Source organism: Streptomyces sp. SLBN-8D4 (assembly GCF_049739545.1).
Lineage (GTDB): Bacteria > Actinomycetota > Actinomycetes > Streptomycetales > Streptomycetaceae > Streptomyces > Streptomyces canus_C.
Genome location: NZ_JBMGQC010000001.1, coordinates 10,225,307 through 10,243,417, shown reverse-complemented (window position 1 = coordinate 10,243,417; position 18,111 = coordinate 10,225,307). Strand labels below are relative to the sequence as shown.

17 protein-coding genes and 3 pseudogenes are annotated in these 18,111 nt (G+C 69.2%); 11 read left to right on the top strand and 9 right to left on the bottom strand.

Translation table 11 applies throughout. From position 1 onward, the window contains the following. Positions 1–100: 100 nt before the first annotated feature. The 3 genes and pseudogenes from RKD20_RS46630 to RKD20_RS46620 all read left to right on the top strand — a co-directional run bounded on the left by RKD20_RS46630 (position 101) and on the right by RKD20_RS46620 (position 3,387). Entirely contained in the window at positions 101–1,702 is a 1,602-nt protein-coding gene (locus tag RKD20_RS46630) for an MFS transporter (protein WP_424883063.1), read from the top strand. Beyond that, complete coding sequence (locus RKD20_RS46625) at positions 1,699–2,643, top strand: fumarylacetoacetate hydrolase family protein (RefSeq protein WP_424883062.1); 945 nt, start codon at positions 1,699–1,701, stop codon at positions 2,641–2,643. Before RKD20_RS46630 ends, RKD20_RS46625 begins: the two co-directional genes overlap by 4 nt. A gap of 65 nt (positions 2,644–2,708) precedes the next feature. Continuing rightward, positions 2,709–3,387: pseudogene (locus tag RKD20_RS46620) on the top strand (CoA transferase subunit A). A gap of 149 nt (positions 3,388–3,536) precedes the next feature. Here the strand turns inward: RKD20_RS46620 and RKD20_RS46615 are convergent. Then, entirely contained in the window at positions 3,537–3,941 is a 405-nt protein-coding gene (locus tag RKD20_RS46615) for a DUF2202 domain-containing protein (RefSeq protein ID WP_424883061.1), read from the bottom strand. A gap of 438 nt (positions 3,942–4,379) precedes the next feature. On the opposite strand from RKD20_RS46615, the gene RKD20_RS46610 reads away from it, so the two are divergent. The 3 genes from RKD20_RS46610 to RKD20_RS46600 are packed head-to-tail and all read left to right on the top strand — an operon-like array spanning position 4,380 to position 5,067. Beyond that, positions 4,380–4,535 (top strand): hypothetical protein, encoded by a 156-nt coding sequence (locus RKD20_RS46610; RefSeq protein ID WP_424883514.1) that lies wholly within the window; start codon positions 4,380–4,382, stop codon positions 4,533–4,535. Beyond that, on the top strand, positions 4,508–4,903 hold the full coding sequence (locus RKD20_RS46605) for a response regulator transcription factor (protein WP_424883494.1): 396 nt from the start codon (positions 4,508–4,510) through the stop codon (positions 4,901–4,903). Before RKD20_RS46610 ends, RKD20_RS46605 begins: the two co-directional genes overlap by 28 nt. After that, positions 4,849–5,067, top strand: coding sequence for an ATP-binding protein (locus RKD20_RS46600; protein ID WP_424883493.1), 219 nt, complete (start codon positions 4,849–4,851; stop codon positions 5,065–5,067). Before RKD20_RS46605 ends, RKD20_RS46600 begins: the two co-directional genes overlap by 55 nt. A gap of 153 nt (positions 5,068–5,220) precedes the next feature. On the opposite strand, the gene RKD20_RS46595 is transcribed toward RKD20_RS46600, so the two are convergent. Next, positions 5,221–5,877: a DUF1707 SHOCT-like domain-containing protein gene (locus RKD20_RS46595; protein WP_424883060.1), complete on the bottom strand. Its 657-nt coding sequence runs from the start codon at positions 5,875–5,877 to the stop codon at positions 5,221–5,223. Between the two features lie 505 nt (positions 5,878–6,382). Here RKD20_RS46595 and RKD20_RS46590 point away from each other — a divergent pair. Then, complete coding sequence (locus RKD20_RS46590; protein ID WP_424883059.1) at positions 6,383–7,192, top strand: DUF1963 domain-containing protein; 810 nt, start codon at positions 6,383–6,385, stop codon at positions 7,190–7,192. Between the two features lie 145 nt (positions 7,193–7,337). On the opposite strand, the gene RKD20_RS46585 is transcribed toward RKD20_RS46590, so the two are convergent. Then, positions 7,338–10,199 (bottom strand): glycosyl hydrolase, encoded by a 2,862-nt coding sequence (locus RKD20_RS46585; protein ID WP_424883058.1) that lies wholly within the window; start codon positions 10,197–10,199, stop codon positions 7,338–7,340. Between the two features lie 867 nt (positions 10,200–11,066). On the opposite strand from RKD20_RS46585, the pseudogene RKD20_RS46580 reads away from it, so the two are divergent. After that, positions 11,067–11,384, top strand: a pseudogene (locus tag RKD20_RS46580) (hypothetical protein); the annotation flags it as partial. Here RKD20_RS46580 and RKD20_RS46575 read toward each other — a convergent pair. The 4 genes and pseudogenes from RKD20_RS46575 to RKD20_RS46560 all read right to left on the bottom strand — a co-directional run. Beyond that, on the bottom strand, positions 11,275–12,234 hold the full coding sequence (locus tag RKD20_RS46575; RefSeq protein WP_424883057.1) for an integrase: 960 nt from the start codon (positions 12,232–12,234) through the stop codon (positions 11,275–11,277). The pseudogene RKD20_RS46580 and the gene RKD20_RS46575 sit on opposite strands and share 110 nt — an antisense overlap. A gap of 93 nt (positions 12,235–12,327) precedes the next feature. Further along, complete coding sequence (locus RKD20_RS46570) at positions 12,328–12,486, bottom strand: hypothetical protein (RefSeq protein WP_424883056.1); 159 nt, start codon at positions 12,484–12,486, stop codon at positions 12,328–12,330. A 413-nt stretch (positions 12,487–12,899) separates the two neighbouring features. Next, positions 12,900–13,061 carry a helix-turn-helix domain-containing protein gene (locus tag RKD20_RS46565; protein WP_424883492.1) on the bottom strand — a complete coding sequence of 54 codons (162 nt, stop codon included), beginning with the start codon at positions 13,059–13,061 and terminating at the stop codon, positions 12,900–12,902. A 103-nt stretch (positions 13,062–13,164) separates the two neighbouring features. Continuing rightward, a pseudogene (locus tag RKD20_RS46560) lies at positions 13,165–13,338 on the bottom strand (transposase); the annotation flags it as partial. Between the two features lie 348 nt (positions 13,339–13,686). Here RKD20_RS46560 and RKD20_RS46555 point away from each other — a divergent pair. Next, on the top strand, positions 13,687–14,565 hold the full coding sequence (locus RKD20_RS46555) for a glycoside hydrolase family 16 protein (protein ID WP_424883055.1): 879 nt from the start codon (positions 13,687–13,689) through the stop codon (positions 14,563–14,565). A 168-nt stretch (positions 14,566–14,733) separates the two neighbouring features. Further along, positions 14,734–16,878, top strand: a complete 2,145-nt coding sequence (locus RKD20_RS46550) for a glycoside hydrolase family 9 protein (RefSeq protein ID WP_424883054.1) — start codon at positions 14,734–14,736, stop codon at positions 16,876–16,878. Positions 16,879–16,962: 84 nt separating this feature from the next. Here the strand turns inward: RKD20_RS46550 and RKD20_RS46545 are convergent, their stop codons facing one another. Further along, the gene (locus RKD20_RS46545) at positions 16,963–17,202 is read right to left on the bottom strand and encodes an MFS transporter (RefSeq protein WP_424883491.1); all 240 of its coding nucleotides are present in this window, start codon (positions 17,200–17,202) and stop codon (positions 16,963–16,965) included. Positions 17,203–17,312: 110 nt separating this feature from the next. On the opposite strand from RKD20_RS46545, the gene RKD20_RS46540 reads away from it, so the two are divergent. Next, a complete protein-coding gene (locus RKD20_RS46540) occupies positions 17,313–17,600 on the top strand; it encodes a hypothetical protein (RefSeq protein ID WP_424883053.1) in 288 nt (95 codons plus the stop codon). Between the two features lie 160 nt (positions 17,601–17,760). On the opposite strand, the gene RKD20_RS46535 is transcribed toward RKD20_RS46540, so the two are convergent. Continuing rightward, positions 17,761–18,093 (bottom strand): hypothetical protein, encoded by a 333-nt coding sequence (locus RKD20_RS46535; protein ID WP_424883052.1) that lies wholly within the window; start codon positions 18,091–18,093, stop codon positions 17,761–17,763. Between the last annotated feature and the right edge of the window lie 18 nt (positions 18,094–18,111).

Sequence of the window (18,111 nt, the reverse complement as noted above, 5' to 3'; positions counted from 1 at the left end):
GCCCCACCCTCCGCCGACCGGCGCACCGCCCCTCCGGTACGCGCAGCTCCCCACCATCCCTCTCGGGCCGTACGTCCCGCCAACCCTCCAAGGAGAAGACATGGTCTCCACCCCTGCCTACGACCCACCCGCCGCCCCGCCGTCCGATGTCGCACCGGCCGCTACGGCACGCCACACCGGCACGATCATCGCCGGCTGTCTGACCGTCTGCCTGGCCCAGATCGGGCTGGTCCTGCCCGCCGCGATCAACGGCGTCATGCAGCGCACCCTCCACACGTCCGGCGGAGAACTGACCTGGATCAGTGACGCCTTCCTGGTTCCCGCCGCCGTCCTCGCGCTGACCTTCGGCGTCGTGGGCGACCTGTACGGCCGCAAGAAACTGCTGGTCGGCGCGGCGCTGCTGTCCGCCGTCGGCTACCTGGTGTCCGCCACCTCCCACTCGGCAGCCCAACTGATCACCGGGCAGGCGATCTCCGGCATCGGAGCCGCCGCGCTCTTCCCCGCATCCCTGTCGATGGTCACCGCCATCACGCCGACACCGGCCGCGCGAGCCAAGGCCCTGGCCTCCTGGACCACGGCCCTGTCGCTGGGTGCCCTGATCGCCCCGCTGATGTCCGGCGGCATCGTCGAGCACGCCTCCTTCCAGTGGGCGTTCGGGGTGACCGGAGTGCTCGCCGTGATCACCGCGGTGGCGGCCTGGCTGCTGGCCACCGAGTCCAGCGCCCCCCAGGGCCGCTCACTCGACTGGCCGGGGCAGGTCGCCATCGCCGTGGCCATGCTCGCCCTGCTGTACGGCATCATCCAAGGCCCCTCCGACGGCTGGGGCTCGGCACCCGTCGTCGCGTCCTTCGTCGCCTTCGCCGTGTTCCTCGCCGCGTTCGTGACGGTGGAGAGCCGCAGCGCAGCCCCGATGCTGCGCCTGGAGCTGTTCCGCATCCCGGCCTTCGCCGCGTCGGCCGCGATGGCGGTGATCGGCATGTTCGGCTTCCTCGGCGGCGCGTACGACCTGAGCATCCGCCTCGGCGTCATCCAGCACCAGAGCCCTTTCCACGCCGCGGTGCCCTTCCTGGTCATCCAGGGCATCACCCCGCTCATCTGGCCGCTACTTGTCCGGCTGCTGCACCGCATGGGCCCCGGCCCCATGCTGGTCACCGGGTTCGTCTCACTGGCCGGCGCCCAACTGTGGCTGCGGGCGGTGCCGATCCACGAAACGGGCCTGGTGCCCCTGCTCGGGCCGCTGGTGCTCAACGGTATCGGCTTCGGTCTGGTCGTCGCCGCCCTCACCGCGGCTGCCGTCAACGTCGTACCGCCCACCCTGACCGGCATGGCCAGCGCCACCACCAGCCTGGTCCGCGACCTCGGTCAGACCCTCGGCCCGGCCATCGTCGGCGCCGTCGCCCTCGGCATGGCAGCCAGCCAGCTCACCAAAAGCCTCGCCGCCGCGGGCCTTACCCCCAAGGAGCACGGCATCGCCTCCGCCGTCCTGCACGAGGGCGGCCCGCTCGCCCTGCACACCGCCGACCTGGGCCCGTTGAGCGCCAAGCTTGCCCCGCTCACCGAGCACGCCCTGGCAAGCGGCTACAACAACGGGCTGATCCTCACCGCCGCGGCCTGTGTGGCCGCCGCTGTGATCGCCGCCGTCTTCGTCGGCTTCCGACACAGCGGCACCGCTCCGGCCGAGGCGGAGGGGAGCTCGGCGTGAAGTTCGCAAGCTTCGTCCACGACGGGAAACGGCAGTCGGCAATCGTCGCCGACGGCCAGCTCCACCCCTTCCAGCACCCCGCCGACCTCCTGGACCTCATCGCCGAAGGCGAGGAGGCCCTGCGCGGGGCAGGAGAACGCGCCCTCACCGCCTCCCTGCCCGTGCCACTGGCCGACGCGTACCTGCTGCCTCCACTGCAGCCGCCCACCGTCCGCGACTACATGACCTTCGAGAGCCATGTCGCGCGCGTCGCCCGGGGATACGGCGACACCGTCCCCGAGGAGTGGTACGCCGCACCCGCGTTCTACTTCACCAACCCCTACGCGATGATCGGCGCCCACGACGACGTGCCGGTACCGCCGGGCTGCAGCCGCTTCGACTTCGAACTCGAAGTCGCCGCCGTCATCGGCAAGGCGGGCCGGGACCTGACGCCCGAGCAGGCACACGACCACATCCTCGGCTACACGATCCTCAACGACTGGTCCGCCCGCGACCTCCAGGGCCGCGAAATGAGGGTCAAACTCGGCCCGGCCAAGGGCAAGGACACCTCCACCACCCTCGGCCCCTGGCTCGTCACCGCCGACGAACTCGAACCCCACCGTGACGCTGAGGGTTTCCTCGACCTCGCCCTCACCGTCGCCGTCAACGGGAAGACGGTCGGACAGGACCGACTGTCCAACATGGCCTGGACGTTCGAGGAGATGGCCGCCTACGCCTCCCGCGGCACCTGGATCCGCCCCGGCGACGTCCTGGGCTCCGGCACCTGCGGCAACGGCGGCTGCCTGGCCGAACTCTGGGGCCGCCACGACATGCTCGAGCCACCGCCCCTCGTCCCCGGCGACAGCGTCACCATGACGGTCGAGGGCATCGGCACCATCAGCAACACCGTCGTCGAGGGCGTCGCCCCGATGCCTCTGCCACCTGCCCGCCGCAGGCGATGACCACCGTGCGATGAGCTCTGGCACCACCCCGGTGCCGGACACCGCGTCCGGCACCGGAGAAAGGCATGGACAACGCGGACAAAGTCATGGCCTCGGCCGCCGAGGCGGTCACCGACATACCGGAAGGGGCCTCGCCGGCGGTGGGCGGCCTCGGGCTGTGCGCCATACCCACCGTGCTCATCGACGCCCTGCACGCCCGAGGCGCCGACGGACTGCGCAGGTCTCACCTTTACACCCCGCCGGGTCGGCACCCAGGTCGCCGACGGTGGCCTGCCCCGGCGCTACGGCCCCGACGGCAGCGTAGCGGTGGCCTCCCCGCCCAAGGACCCACGCATCTTCCGCAGCCGGGCGTACGTCCTGGAGAAGGCCATCACCACCGACTTCGCCCTGTTACGGGCCGCCCACGGCGACCAGCACGGCAATCTCGCCTTCCACCGCAGCGCCGCCAACTTCAACCCCCTCGCGGCCATGGCCGGACGGACCACCATCGCCGAGGTCGAGGAATTCCTCGAAACCGGCGCCATCGACCCCGACGCAGTCCACCTGCCCGGCATCTACGTCGACCGGGTCGTGGGCCCCGTCCCCTCCCACGACAGTCTGCACGACGGCCTGCCCCGCTACCTCAACAAGGACCTGCTCCTCCAGCTGTGGCCGGTGCTGCACACCCTCGCCGGTCGCACCGCGCGCGCCGTATGGGAGGACGCCCTCCCCGAGCTCGCCTCGCGCACCCGGGCGGTCGCGTGACGGACATGCCGGAGCCGCACGCGCGGCTCCTGGCGGATGTGCAGGCGGCCCCGCGGCCTCTCTCCGACGAACCTAGGCGGTCCCGGCCGGATACAGGCCGGGACCGCCTCCCTTTGCTCGTCCCACTTGTCCCACTCGTCCTACTCGTCCTACTCGTCGGCGATCCAGTGCTCGAATGCCGTCAGGTGCCTCTCGGAGGCGGCGAGCAGGTTGGTGTACACCTGGCGCGTGTCCGGGGCGGTGAGTCCGGACAGCGCCTTGTTCAGCGCGGCGATGTCGTCGGTCTCGACCGTGCGGCCCGCCGTCAGGGCTCCGGACAGGCTCCCCTCGCCCTGCTTCAGCAGCCGGTCGTAGGTGGCCTGGACGGCCGGGTCGGCGAATTCGCCGGCCTGCGTGCCGGCGGTCGGGTCGGTCACGTCGTAGCGGTCGAGCAGGGTGCGCACGGCGCCCAGGTGCTGGGCCTCCGCCGCCGCGATCCGATCGAAGACCCGCGCGTCGTGGCGTGCCGCGAACGCCGTGTAGAGGTCGTGCGCGAGCTTCTCCTCCTCGGCCATGCCGGCCAGCGTGGCCTTCTGAGCAGCCGTCAGAGTGCCCCGCTCGGTCAGCGTGGCTCCGCTGCAGGCTCCGTCGTTCTGCCGACTGCCGTCCGAGGTGCAGCCATGGTGACGCGCCTGGTGCTGAGCGTCGGGTCATCATGACTTGGGATGTGGTTTGCCCGGCCGCCGAGCCGCCGCTGCCGGGGTCCGCGATCACCGGGCCGACCGCCAGCACGCCGCCGTGGCGAGCGCACCCGCAGTGACGGCCGTAGCGATCTTGATGTTGCGCTTCATGGCGAACCTCCTCGGTTCCGTAGGAGCTCTCCCGTTCCCACACCGTCACCGTCGCTCGGAGCCCTGCAGTCGCCGTGCGGTACGTGTGGAGACGGGATGGAGACATCGGCCGGGAGGTTGGCGCTGTTCGGCCCCTCCCGGGAGCGTGCGCATGGCGCGTAGGTGTGGGACAGGACCGCCACCGTGCTCGTCGTCGAGGACGAGAGGGAGATTCGCGAGCTGCTGCGCCGCTACCTGGAGCGCGCCGGCTACGGCGTGCTGACGACCAGGTCGGGTGCCGAGGCCTACGGCTGCTCGGCGAGCGTGGGATCGACCTGACGCTCCTGGATCTCGGGCTGCCGGACGTGGACGGTGGCGAGGTGCTGCGCGAGGCCTGCGAGCGCGGACGGGTGCCGGTGGTGGTACTGACCGCGCGCAGCACCATCGAGGACCGCATCAACGGGCTGCGGCTGGGCGCCGACGACTACGTGACCAAGCCGTTCAGTCCCACCGAAGTGGTACTGCGGGTGGGCGCGGTGCTGCAGCGTGCCCGGGGTGCGGCCACGGAGACGGCGCCCGTTGCGTCGTACGGCGAGGGACGGCTACGGATCGACGAGGCCCGACCGTATGCGCCGTCCCCGGCCCCGCTCCCCTGCTGGTCCGCGCGGACGCCGGCCGGCTGCACCAAGCCCTCGGCAACCTGCTGAGCAACGCCGCCCGCCACTGCCGTTCCGGCGACACCGTCACGGTCACCATCTCCGCCACGCCCTTCGAGGCGCTCGTGGAGGTGGCGGACACCGGTCCGGGCATCTGTTCATGGCCTGGACGTCGCCGCGGATGGGTCGGTTCAGCCCGCCCCATCGGGACATGACGGAGCGTCACGCCTGGCGTATCGCGGCGGGGCGTGCCCCGGCTCGTGATCTGGGATGGAGCGGGCCCTCAAGGGTCGTGACGGCACCCTGTGATCGCTGACGGAGCCCCCGCTCAAACCGCCGAGCCATCGTCGACAGGTCCCAACGAGGAGTCACTCGCCTTCGAGCCGGGAAGCGGGCTTGCGCAGCAGCCACTGTCCGAGCGTACGCCGTGGACGCCGTACCACGACGCGGCCGTGGGTCGTCGTGCCGACCAGCTCCACGCGCAGCGTGATCGGCGTCCCGTGGTCTGGAGCCTGACGAATCTTGATCTTGCTGTGTACGAGGCTGAGGGCGCCTGTATCGACCACGATGCCTGGCTTGGTGATCAGCGTCAGCCTCTTGCCTGCCGTGTTCATGTCGATCCGCAACGTTTCCTGCGTGATCACTGCCTGAGTGAAGTCGAGCGTCACCTCACACCACGCAGTGGCCAGCTCCAGCCTGCGCGGTACAACCCAACGCCCCTCTCGTTTGACCGCACCGCTGTGAAGCCCCTCGATCCGGAGTACGTCCTTGACCTCTGCTACGGTCGCGCCAGTCGAAGCGGACACGGGCGGCAGGTCAACGGTCAGCGCGGTGAGCTCCCTGACGGTACGCGCCAACAGGGCAGCTTCCAGGCGCTCATCCAACTCGTCCGCGGTCAGCAGGCCGTCCCCGGCCGCGATGCGCAGCACGTCCACCACCCGGTCCCGGTCCGCATGAGAGGCCCTCAGTTCGGGCGACGAGTGGGGGCCGGAGCGCTTCCCGGTGGGTGAGATCTCTCCCGACATACTTCCGTCCTGGTCCTGCCGGTCTTTGCGCGGCGCAGGCAGCGGCGCGAGAAGAAGACTAGCGCTGTATCGCGACACGGATCCCGGCTGGACCCAATCCGGAGAGGCAATGGTCAGCGTCGATTCACGGCATTCGGCATCCGCATTGCCGAGACCCGGTCTCGACGTACATGAGGCAGCGTCACATCTGGCGCTATCCCATTACGGCGCCCCCAGGCGTAGACACGGAATCAAACATTACTCTCACTACTCGTGTCGGCTCCCCGTGATCGCTTACAGAGCCCTCTTTTGGCCGCACCGTGACGGCTTCGTCCGGCAACGGTGACGGTGTGATCCGGGTTGCGGGGTGTCTTTTTCCGGCCTCGTCGTCTCGGCCAGCAGGGCGCGTCCGGGTCGCGCAGTGGACGTAGGCCGCGGCCGGGGTCCGTGGCACGCATATCCCGCGATCAACGCAAGTGTAACAACCACGCTTCTTGGAGCGCGAGTTGGGTGTCAGTGGATGTCAGTGGCGCGTGGCACGATCGCAATCATGACTACCTCGACAGTGGAAGAACTCGTTCTCAGAACAGCCGAGAAGCATGGTGTTCCCGGGCCGGTGACGCAGGAGATGCTCGCCGGTGCCCGGCCGTGCATTCACTTGGTGCCCTTCCCGTGCTTGACGTCCGCCCAGCAGGAAGAGGCGCGTCCCGCCGCGCGGACGGGAGGTCTCCCCTTGCTGCCGGACGGCGTCGACTGGCCCGACGAACGCGACCCTCTGGTGCTCACCGTCGACTGTGCGGCGCTTCCGCGTGAAGCCCTGGACATCGAACTGCCACCCGACGGGCACCTGTTGTTCTTCACCGAGATCGAGTACGAGCCGGAGTCGTCGGTGCTGCTGCACGTTCCCGCCGGCGTGCGGACCACGGAACGCTCGGCGGCGTACGAGTTGGACGGGGAACCGGAGCAGGTCCGGGTCTACGAGCCGGGTGACCTATATCCGGTGCTGGGACTGACCGTCTCACCCGACTGGCATGACGCCCCGGCGACCAGCGCGTTCCTCGAGAGTGGCCCGGGCCGGGAGGACATCCTGAACGATTTCGAGGACGCCGTGCGGGACGCGGCAGCGGGCGGAGCCTTACACGGAATCGACGTCCGACTGGGCGGTTTCTCCAGCCCCTGGCAGTTGCCACCGGACGAAGGCGATCTCGTTCTACTCGCGCAGATACACAGCCAGTCGATCGACTCGAAAGTCTTCACCCAGACCCTGATCGTCGGCACCCGCGAGGACATCGCCCGGCGCCGATATGAAGGCCTGGAGTTCGAACAGCAGGTCTGACCAGTCACCGCCTTCCTCGCCACGGTCCTTACTCCCTCCCTTTCAGTGAGGGTCTCTGTGCTCGGCAACACGGGCGATGAGGTCCGCCCGGCGCCACCGGCCTGCTCGGCCAGGGCACCGAACGGAACTCATGCTGATCACCTGTTCAGTTGTAGGGAAGCCGGACGCTGGACTTGGTGCCGGTGGCGACGATGCTGGGGGCGTGCCCGAGGGCGTTCCAGATCTTGACCTGCACGGTTCCGTTCTTCAGGTCGCAGGAAGTGCCGGTCGCGGAGGCCAGTCCGGCCTTGTCCGTGTAGTGCTCCCAGCCGGGAACGGGGTCGGTGGCGAAGTACCGATAGGTCTCGACTCGGTCCCACGTCCCACTGGCGGTGCAGTCGTAGGACATCTGTAGTTGGACTCCGTTGCCGACTGTCTCCTGCGCGTCGACGGCCAGATCGAACTGGGTGGTCCCGCCCGCGTACTTCATGTTCAGCCCGGTGGCAGTGAAGGTCAGCGGCTTGTAGGGAGTGCCGTCGTGATTGACGCTGTCGGCCGACGCCACGGTCACGCTGTCCGCGGTCCCGGGCGTACCCGGCAACGTCCCGTCGGTACTCAGATAGAGCGTGGGCGACGTCCCCGGGTCCCCGGTCGGTGTGGGTGTCGACGTCGGCGTAGGGGTGGGGGTCGGAGTTGGAGCGGGATCGGTGCCGCCGGGTCCGCTGCCGCCGGTCCAGGTGTGGGCGCCGGCCGTGACCGTCTTTCCGGCGGGCACTTGCACGGTGGTTCCGTCGGAGAAGTGCACGGTGGTGTCGGCGGCGGTGGTGTTGGCGGCGACGTAGGTGCGTTCGCCGTTCTTGACAAAGACCGCGGTCAACGGACTGTCGGCGGTGACACCGGTGTCCACGGTGCCCAGCGCGGCAAGGTTACGGATCCAGTGGAAGGTGTGGGCCTTGCTCTCGCCCTCCTCGGAGGTGAAGGAGCTGTTGGCGCGGACGTCGGCCAGGGCCGCGTCGCCGTCGCCCAGCGCCAGGTACTCGTACCAGATGTCGGGCCAGATGCCAGGCTGGGGCTTGCCTGCCTGGTCGAGCATCTCCTGGTAATTGGCCTTCACGTAGGCCGGGTTGTCGCCGAGGTAGAGGTGTCCGCCGGTCACCGGCAGCAGGTTGATGCCCTGGATCTGTTCGGGGGCGCTGGAGAACCAGGTGGAATAGGCACCCCCGTTGCTCCAGACCATGCCGACCTGCTTGTGCGGGAAATCGCCCGGGTAGACCTGGTCATGGGTGTCGAACCAGTATTCCTCGATGGCGGCGGCCTGCGTGGTGTACATGTAGATGCCCGCGTCCCGGACGGCCTTGTTCCCGGTGACGGTGCCCCACTGGATGAGCGCGTTGTCGAAGTTCATCCCCTCGGAGGACGACTCCTGGTTGTTGCCCGCGGCGAACGAGCCGTGGCCGGAGGCCCAGTCGTGGCCGGCGTAGATGTCGAAGTCCCGCAGGTAGGGGAAGCGTTTGTCGGTGCGGTCGTAGTTGTTGGCATCCCGGATGAGCACGTCCACCATGCCGCCGTAGTGGTCGGCGTCGGCCCAGGTGGGGTCGAACCTGGCCAGGGTCGCGGCCGCGGCGATGTAGTAGCCGTAGTGGAAGTGGTGGTCGTTCAGCTCCTGGTCAGACCCGTAGGAGGCCGGATATCCGATCAGGGTGCCCCACTTGTCGTCGTAGTAGAACAGGTGGCCCGTCTTGCCCGGCGAGGCGGTGAACCAGTCCGTGAGCTTGGACTTGATCGCGGACAGGGCGGCGTCACGGACGGCGGTGTCACCGCTCTGGTCGCCGATCTCCGCCAGTCGCGCGGCGCGCCCCAGGCCCTTGCCGGTCCAGTACGTGTCGTCGCTCTGCTGGCGCGTCGGGTCGGCCTTCTCTGCGTCGAGGTAGTTCCGCAGCGTGGTCGCGTCGGCGCCGGAGCTGTCGGCGACCCCCGGTATCTCGGGCAGCACCCCGTGGAAGACCATCGACGTCGAGAAGGACGTGATGCCGGTGAGCACCTTCAGCGGGCCCCGGGAGGAGATGTACGTCTGCGGCAGCGGACTGCCCTCGGCCAGGTGGCGCCACTGGTGCGGCAGCAGGGCCGCGACCGTGCCGGTGGCCGACCCCTCAAGGGCTGTGGTCGTGTAGTTGTAGGTGGTGGTGACCGTGCTGTCGGCCTCGTCGTACCGGTAGGAAACCGCGGTGCCGGTGACGTGGTCGTACGCGTACCTGGCGTACTCGGTCGCGAGCGCAGCCCGGTCGGCGCTCGCGGTGGACGGCGTCGTCGGCAGCACGGCGACGGAGAAGTAGTCCTTGCCCGCGAGCGAGAAGCTGAAGGTGGAGCCGCTGACCGACCAGGAGGCGCCACTCGGGGCGAAGGCCACGTAGTCGTGTCCGGCGACCGTATAGCCGATCGTGGGGCCGGAGTTGGACCAGACGTCCACGGTCGCGTCGGCGGCTGCCTTGATCTGGGCGGTGCCGCCCGTCGCACGGAAGTAGGCGAACGGCAGCCCCGAGCCGATGGTCGCGCGCAGGGTGTGCGCACCGTCGCTGAGGTACGGGCTGACAGTCCAGTCGGTCCAGTCGTCGACCTTCACCTCGGGGGCGGCCAGGCCGGAGACGCCGACGACGAAGTCCTCCTTGTAGTCGAAGTGGTACTCGCCCACGCCCTTGGCGCTGCCGGAGATCGTCGGCTTGGTGCTGTAGGAGATTCCCAGCCCTCCGGACTGGGCGCGGAAGCCGAGCGGCTGCGCGAACAAGGGCTCTCCGTAGGCGCAGTTGGTGCGCTTCCACAGGATCGAAGACCACCAGTCGTTGGTGGGTACGGCGCCCGAGGGGGCGTCGGACGTCACCCAGTGGCGCGGGTTGGCGGACAGGTCCGCGCATCCCGAGGGCAGCGGGCCGGGTGCCGAGGTGGTGTAGCTGCCGGCGCCCACCGTGTCGGCACCGGCCGACGCGGAGCCGAGCACTGTGAGGACGGCGCTGAGCAGAGCGACGACGGCCACGATTCCGGCCACTCGTCGCCAAGGCGCGGGCCACAGCGCCATTGCTAATGCTTGTGCTCTGTGCGGCTGAACTGCCTCTCTTGACATCGGTGCACCCTTCGGCAGGAGCAATGCGGCACTTTCGTTTCCCAGGTCCAGGCCATAGATGACCCGGGCTCTTTCAATTTGAGAGCGCTCTCAAGCCGGGAAGGCTAGGGTCACCTCGGGTGACCGTCAATACAATGCGCGATGATTCTTCGCCGCGACGCCCCTGGCGCCGACTGTTACGCCACTGCCTCCCCCGCGGCGATGTCCGTCCCGTCAGCGGTCTGCTACTCGAACCGCGTCTGGTACAACTCCGGGTGCCGCCCGCCGACGGAGAGCAACTTCTGGTGCGTCCCCGCTCGACGGCCGATCCGCCCTCGACCACCAGAACCACCTCCGCCGTCCGCGCGATGACAACCGCGGTACGGCCGGACAGACCCTCGCGGTCAGGGCCTCCCGGATGGCGGCCCCGAAGTGTTACCGAGGTGGGCGATGGCCTCGTGGAGAAATTCCCGGCACACCCGACCAACGCCACAGCACGACGTGCGACTGACGTCCGAGTCGCACCGGACTCCGGATCCGCTACGAGATGCCCGCCGACCGCCACCTACCGGCGAACCCGTGCCAGTCAGCAGCTGAACAGCATGGGTTCAAAATGGAGAGATGGACCACTGAGCTGGACGTATCCTGCGTGCTGTGACGGCGATATACGTGCTGGACGGCACCAAGGTGAGGACGCAGGAAGACTTCTGGCGGCTCATCGGCGAGGCGGTCAACGGCCCTGGAAGCTAGTTCGGCAAGAACCTCGACGCCTTCGCTGACTGCCTCAGCGGTGGCTTCGGGCAGCCCGACGACGATGACTACGTTGTTGAATGGCGTCACCACCACGCGTCTCGTGAGTATCTGGGCTATCCGGAGACGGCTCGCCAGCTGGAGATTCGCCTCTCACGCTGCCATCCCACGAACCGTCCTGCTGTCAGCGCGGATCTGGCTGCGGCGAGGATCGGGCCCCTGGCGTCCTGCGGCTTCAGTAACCATCAATGCCCGGTCTTCACCGCTCCGGCAAACGACCAGCATCGACGTGGTCGGCGAGATAGATCATGGTGGCTTCGGGGTCCATGCCGAAGGCTGCGGCGACGAGTTTGGGATCCATGGTGTTGACCAGGTCGAGCAGTCGAGTGCAGCGGATCATGCGGGGCGGGAAGCCGCAGGCGTCGAGGACGTGGCTGACATAGGCGGTGGACACCAGTCCCCGGTCGGACTTCGTCTGACGGGTGACCATCACGTGGTGACTGTCGGTCCGCTGGGCTTCGCGGTGAGCCAGGCAGCGTTCCAGCACTGCCCAGGACGCCGGGTCCAGGGGGACCGGATGCGGGCGGTCGCCGAGCCGGGTGGTCCGGGCATGAGGGTCGAGGTCAGCGGTCTGCAGCATCGTGACCTCACGACTTGAGGCGCCGTGCAACAGCGCGAGCATGCCCAGCAGGGCCTCGTGCGGGTGGACGGCCGGACCGGTGGTCCAGCGGCGGGACAACACGCGCTGCTGATCCAGTGTCAGCGTCGCTCCGGTGAAGCCGCTGGGACCTCGGGCGGTCAGACCGTGAGAGGGATCGACGAGCACGATCTTCCGAGAACGCGCGAATCGGAAGAACTGCCCGAGCACGACCAGCCGACGCTTGCGTGCCTTGGGCGAGCCGGCGAGGAAGGCTTCGACATCGTGGACGTCGGTCAGCGCCCAGTCCTGCTTGCCGCGTCCGCCGGCGAGGAAGCGGACGAGGTCACGCAGGATGGCCACGGTCGCATCGCTGCGAGGTCGTGTTCCGGCCCGGCGGACCCTCTTACGCGAGTGCATCATGAAGTCTGCGAACGCCTCCACCGATGGCCGCAGGTTCTCGGGGACGGCTTCGACACGACGCTGTCGGCGGCCGGCCGCGAGCCGCTCGGCCTGATCCGTGGCCATGGCCATGCCGTGACCGGTGAAGAAGGTCTCCAGCACGCGGGCGAGGGAGCCCATCGAGCGTCCGGAACGACGAGAGCGTTCAAGCAGAGCCTGCGGGTGGTTGGGCTGGTCATCCAGGAGGAGTCGCCCCAGGACGGTGATCATTGTTCAGGTGCGGCTGACGCAGTACTTGGCGGCGAGATCGGCGGTGAAGTCCCGCAGCCAGTAAGGAGGTTGTCCGAGTTCGGCGATCAGGCCCTCGACCCGGACGAAGGGCCGGTCGGGGGTGACGCTGCCAGCAGGCGGAGCACAGTCCCAGCCCGGCACGGCGCTGCACCCGGCCGCATTCGCGGCAGGTCCGGGGCGGCTGTTTTGTCTGGCGAGGACGCGAGCAATGGCCGCACCAGCCGGTGTCCTCGCACAGATAGCCGGGCCGATCGCACCGAGGACAGGGCGCCTTGGCGGCGTCGCGTTCCGTTATGCGTGAGCAGTCTCGGCACAACGTTGATGTCTTGTTTCTCACCGGGTGACCGCAGGTGGTGCACACGCGTGAGCAGGTGATGCAGCTGCCGGTGTCCTCCTGGAGGACGCGCTGCTGGCCGCAGCGGGGGCAGTCGGCCCTGGCCGCGGTCTCTTTCTGCCGGGCCGTGCAGCGGCAGCAGTACTGGCGGTCGATGAAGCCGACCGGGGCTCCACAGCCGATGCAGTCGCTCTGTTTCATGCCCACGATGTCGCCCGGGTCAGAGCGGCGGCATCGAACGGCCGCGGGCGGAGGCCGCTCGGGGCAGGTCAGCGACTGGCCGGGGTAGGGCGGCAGGACGCTCGACGGGGGTGGTGTCGATCTCGAACAGATCGTTGGGAGTGCATTCCAGCGCGGTGCACAACGCGATCAAGGTGGACATCTTCACCTGTGAGGGCTCCTTGGTTAACAGCACGGACACCGAGGCGGGTCGTCCTCGCGCGTGTTCTGTCAGCACCGTTCGAAGGGACGTAGACCCGGCCCCACGGCCCGTAACGTTCCGGCACGTCACGCCAGGGGGCGCCGGTCCGGGTCCGCCACCGGATGCCGTCTATCAGCTGCCGCCGCGTCCACACCCGCGGACGACCCGGCTTGATGCCCGTCGGCAGCAACGGCTCCAGCCGGGCCCACTGGCCGTTCGTCAGATCCCCACGTCCCACAGGACGTGATCATCAACGAACAAGATCCACTATCACAACAGACCCTGGGCACCGCGAAGACCATCACGGGGACCGCATTCCACCGATGCCCATCACGGGGGGGCACTGGACGGACGTGACCGATGCCGTGCCAGGCTGTCACCGATGACACCGGGTTCCGTGCTGTCCGACCCGAGAGTTCCCGGACGGTTCGGGGCGATGGTGGCGCCGTCCGGTCCCGGGGGCCGGCGGCACCTCTCCTGCGACGGGTGGCCGATCGGGAGGGTGGCCTTGCCCCGGCCCCGATCGGCAGGGCCTCGTGCCCATCCGCCCCGCGGACCGGTCCCCGTGCCCCGATCAGGAGCCCCCATGCGTCTTGCCCCCGGCCACCCGCACACCCCGGCACGGCTGGCCGTCGGTGTGCTGCTCACCGCACTGCTGCTGGTTTCCTGCTCAGCCTCGCCGTCCGGCGGCACGCGGTCGGCGCCAAAGGGCTGGCGGCTGACGTGGTCCGACGAGTTCACCGGAGCGGCGGGGCAGGCACCCGACCCCGACAAGTGGGTCCACGACACCGGCGGAGAACCGCAGTGGGGCAACAAGGAATGGCAGTACTACACCGACAGAACCCAGAACGCGGCAACCGACGGGGACGGTCACCTCGTCATCACCGCGCGCCGCGAGGAACTGCCGGGCATGGACCACTGCCATTACGGCACCTGCGACATCACGTCGGCCCGGCTGACGACGAAGGGCACCTTCTCGCAGGCGTACGGAAAGATCGAGGCGCGGATCAGGATTCCCCATGACGGCGCCTTTCTGCCCGCCTTCTGGATGATGGGCGACAACGACCGCACGACGCCGTGGCCCGGGAACGGCGAGATCGACGTCATGGAGGTCGCGGGCGGTGAACCGGACACCGTCTACGGCACCGTCCACGGACCCGGCTACGGTGACGAGGGGATCGGCGGACATCACACGCTCCCGGACGCAGAACACTTCTCCGACGCCTTTCACACCTACGGCGTGGAATGGGACAGGAACCGCATCACCTGGTCCGTCGACGGTCACGTCTATCACGCCGACAGGCGAGCCTCTCACGGCGCGGGGCGGAAGTGGGTCTTCGACCATGACTTCTATCTGGTGCTCAACCTCGCCGTCGGCGGCGTGTGGCCCGGCCCCGTCCCCAAGTCCACGCAGTTCCCCGTCCGCATGCTGACGGACTGGGTTCGCGTGTACGAACGCGCCTGAACGCGGCTGTCCGGAGCTCCCCTCCGCGCGCCCCCGACCACCAGGGACGCACAAGCAAAGTGCACCCACCTCCCTCCAACCGATTGACGCGTAGCCATGACCATGCCACGCTCGATTTCATGGGAGCGCTCCCATCCCGCTGGATTTCCATTCCCCCAGGAGCCGCTCATGTCCGCGTTCGACTCAGTACGTCGCCATGGCAGACCCCTCGCCACCGCCCTGCTGGCGAGTTCGCTCCTTCTCGGCGGCCTGCTGGCCACCCCGGCAACCGCCGCGGGGACCACGGCAGTCCGGGTCAACCAGGTCGGCTACCTGCCGGACGGCCCCAAGCGCGCGACGGTCCTCACGAGCAGCACCCAGTCCCTCACCTGGCAGTTGCGCGACGCCTCCGGCACGGTGGTCGCCTCCGGCTCCACGGTCCCGCGCGGCGCGGACGCCCCCTCCGGCCAGTTGGTACAGCTGGCGGACTTCTCGTCGTACCAGGGGACGGGCACGGGTTACGTCCTGTCGGTGGACGGCAGCGGCAGCGACCCGTTCGACATCCGCGCCAATCTCTACGACGGGCTGCGCTCGGACGCGATGGCGTTCTTCTATCACCAGCGCAGCGGCATCGCCATCAACGCCTCCCTGGTCGGCTCCGCCTACGCCCGCCCCGCCGGGCACCTCGGCGTCTCACCGAACAAGGGCGACACTGCCGTCCCCTGTCAGTCCGGGGTGTGCGACTACGCCCAGGATGTCCGGGGCGGCTGGTACGACGCGGGCGACCAAGGCAAGTACGTCGTCAACGGAGGCATCTCCACCTGGCTGGTCGTCAACTCCTTCGAGCGGGCCAAGCGCGCGGGCACGGACGCGGCGATGGGCGACTCGACCCTGCGCGTGCCCGAGCGCGGCAACGGCGTCCCCGACGTCCTGGACGAGGCGCGCTGGGAGCTGGAGTTCCTGATGCGGATGCAGGTGCCCGCGGACAAGCCGTACGCGGGGATGGCTTTCCACAAGATCCACGACGCTGCCTGGACCGGCATCCCGACCCGCCCCGACCAGGACGGCCAACCCCGCGAACTGCACCGGCCCTCCACCGCGGCGACCCTCAACCTCGCGGCCACCGCCGCGCAGTGCGCTCGTGTATTCCGGCCATACGACTCCGCGTTCGCCGATCGCTGTCTGGCGGCAGCCCGGCGGGCGTGGACCGCGGCGCAGGCCAACCCCGCGATGTACGCGCCCGATTCGGACAGTACGGGCGGTGGCGCCTACGGCGACAGCCAGGTCACCGACGAGTTCTACTGGGCGGCCGCCGAGTTGTACGCGACGACCGGGGAGAGCACGTACCGGGACGCGATCACCTCCTCCTCGTGGCACGCCTCCGGCGGTGCCTTCACTCCCTACGGCTTCGGCTGGGCGGACACGGCCGCGCTGGGCCGGCTCACCCTGGCCACCGTCCCCAACGGGCTGCCCGCCTCCGACCTGGCCCGTATCCGCTCCTCGGTGGTCACGGCAGCCGACGGCTACCTGTCCACGATGGCAGGGCAGGGGTACGCGGTGCCGATACCCAAGGACGGGTACTTCTGGGGCTCCAACAGCGAGGCCGCCGACAACGCTGTGGTCATGGCGGTCGCCGGGGAGTTGACCGGTGACGCGCGCTACCGCGCCGCAGTGCTGGAGTCGATGGACTACCTGCTCGGTCGCAACGCCATCGGGCAGTCCTACGTGACCGGTTACGGCGAGAGGTCCTCGCACAACCAGCATCACCGCTTCTGGGCCCACCAGTTGGACGCCTCACTGCCCAACCCGCCTGCGGGCTCGCTCGCGGGCGGCCCCAACAGCGCGCTGCAGGACCCGGTGGCACAGGAGAAGCTGGCCGGATGCGCGCCCGCCGCCTGCTACATCGACGACATCGGCTCCTACTCCACCAACGAGGTGGCGATCAACTGGAACGCCCCGCTGGCGTGGTTGGCCGCCTACGCCGCCGATCGCCCGGCCGGCGGCGGTCCGCAGCCGACGGCGTCCTGCGCGGTGACGTACAAGGTGGACAACGCCTGGAGCGACGGCTTCACCGCGACCGTCACCGTCAAGAACACGGGCACCTCCGCGGTGGACGGATGGCGGCTGGCCTGGAGCTACCCGGGCGGCCAGCGCGTGACCAGCGCCTGGAACGCGAACGTCACCCAGTCGGGCGCCGACGTCGTGGCGCGCAACGCCGACTGGAACCGGGCCATCGCGCCCGGTGCGACGGTGAGCTTCGGGGTGCAGGGCTCGCTCAGCGGAAGCAACCCGTCCCCCACGGCCTTCGCTCTCGACGGAGGCGCCTGCGACTGATGGGCGCCCCGTGGTCCACTGGTCCGCTGCCGGACACGACCGTTCCGTCCACCCCTCGAGGTGGACGCAATCGGCGTGCTCAGCTCAGCTCCTCGACACCCGGGCGGCCTGGGCCAGGTCCATGTCCGTGGTCTCCGGGGCCAGGAACTGCGAGACCAGCCCGTCGACGGCGAGGACACCCGCCCCGATCAGCAGCACGAACTGCGCGCCGAAGCGCTCCAGGCCCATCGGGAGCAGGAAGGTGCCGATGGCGGCTCCGACGCGGCTCATCGCAGTGGCGAAACCGACGCCGGTCGTGCGCAGGGCGGTGGGGAACGCCTCCAGGCGGTACGCGCCGCCGTGAGCGGCGCCCCCGCCGTCGCGGAGGTCCAGGCCGCGGCGAAGCAGGGCGCGACCAATCCGTTCTACACCCCGACCCCCGAGGTGCTCGCCCGATGAAGATCACCGACATCACGCTGGACCGGCTGCGCCTCGAACTTGATCCGCCGTTCCGCGCCGCCTGGGCCCCCGAGCCCCGCCGGCACTTCGACGCCACGATCGTCCGCGTCCACACCGACGAGGGCATCACCGGCATCGGCTCCGGCGACCTGATGGACGGCTTCGACACCTACAAGCACCTGTTCGTCGGCGAAGACCCCCTCGACATCACCCGGCACGGCAGGGCGATCGAGACCGCCAGCTTCCACGGCGCCCCCTACTGGCCCCTGAAGGCCGCGCTGTGAGACGTCATCGGCAAAGTGCCGTGCGTCGGGACCTGGGCGGCGACTTCGAGACCATGGTCGACCTCAACCAGTCCTGGCGCACGGCCGGCGACACGGCCAACGCCTCCGACTCGCCAAGACCCGCAAGATCATCGCGGGGCTCGCCGAAAGCGGCGCCGTCTCAAGGAGCTTGGAGTTCGAACTCCGCGCGGGCTGACGCCACACCGTTGATCTGCAGCGCGATGGCATGTGCTCCGGGGTGGTAACGGCGGGTGGTGATCGGCCGGAAGGAGTGTTCGCGGGTCACCTCCATCGCTTCGCCCGGGCCGAGGGTGCGGGTGCGGGTGCGGGTGCGGGTGGTGAGCTTGAACGTCTTGGCGCTCTGCGAGCCGTTGGCCTTGTTGTGGTGGACCACGTAGTCAATCGCCAGCCGGGCCTCCTCCGCACCGGCGTTGCGGATGACCGCGGTGAATCGGATGCTCCCGCCGAAGGCCACCCGGACACGGTCGAGCACCGGTCCGTCCACCTCGAC